This is a genomic window from Chryseobacterium gossypii (assembly GCF_041361455.1).
GTDB lineage: Bacteria > Bacteroidota > Bacteroidia > Flavobacteriales > Weeksellaceae > Chryseobacterium > Chryseobacterium gossypii.
In genome coordinates, this window is the sequence record NZ_JBGCUR010000073.1 from 1 (window position 1) to 1,142 (window position 1,142).

Consider the following 1,142-nt stretch of genomic DNA (forward strand, 5'->3'; position numbering starts at 1 on the left):
ATTGATCTATTCCGTTCCATCTTCCCACCTCTGGCATATACTGCCTCCAGCCGTAATCATACATTCCGGTTTGCTGAAGCTCCTTTCCGTTGTACTTATACTGATACACATTCTGCGTAGTTCCCGTATAATTATGGAGAAGCCCAAAGGGATAATAGTTGTTTACATCTACAATTTCACCCGGCTTCCAATAATCAATACAATTAGGTGGATTCATTGGATCCGGAGGACCGTCGCACTCCTGCACATAGTATCTTCTTGGCTGGATCACCCCGTCCTTATTGTAATCCGTATAGCTTAATCTTACATTTCCGAGCTGATCTACAAAGTTGTAAATATAAGCATTATTGGTAAAATCATAATACCCTTCAGCGGTAGGAACAAATTGTAAACCAAGCGGATTCATCGGGGTCAGCTGCCCTGCATAAAAATAATACTGAAAGCCATCCAGGTATTCGGTAGTAGCAGTCTCTGTACCTGTAACCGTTGATGCGGAAACCTTCACTCCGTCAGCCCTGTACTTATACCTGTGAATAGTACTAAGCTTAGTGCCTGTGGTGGTTATCTTATTAGCAAGATTTAATATATTATACTCAATGGTGCCCAGATGCTTATCCTTATGGCTTGTCATATTGCCATTATCATCATAGGTAATGGTATTGGAGACGGGAACAGTTGGGTAGCCGGAAGGGTTTAGCTGGTCATCAGTTACAGCCGTAAGCTTATTACCATCATAAACATATTTAAGATTATCAATCATTGTCGCAAAAGTATTGCCGGACAGCAGCCCCTCTGATCTCTTCAGTCTTGAGATATTACCGTTAAGGTCATAATCCAGTTTTTCAAAATACTCTTTGGCTGTTTCACTTCCGGCTTTCTGGTAGAATCCCGCTGTCAGCCTGTTTAAATTATCATAAACATAGCCATATCTTTTTAACGGCTCATTGGCTTCGGTCAATGTTTTCCATGATACTTCTGCGATAGTTCCATTATACCTTGGTTTTACTTTCAGTTCCGGATAATCGGAATTAGGTGTTTCCAGACCTTCAACCTGATTATAGCTGATCTTGTATCCAAACAGATCATTACCCAGATTAGCCGGATCATTGATTTTAGTTAACCATCCCCGGATATTGTAAGTG

At 41.0% G+C, this 1,142-nt stretch carries 1 protein-coding gene; it reads right to left on the reverse strand.

Annotated features, from left to right (window positions below; translation table 11 throughout):
- On the reverse strand, nucleotides 1–1,142 hold a 1,142-nt coding region (locus ABMQ40_RS16600; protein ID WP_503128623.1), incomplete at both ends, for an RHS repeat-associated core domain-containing protein.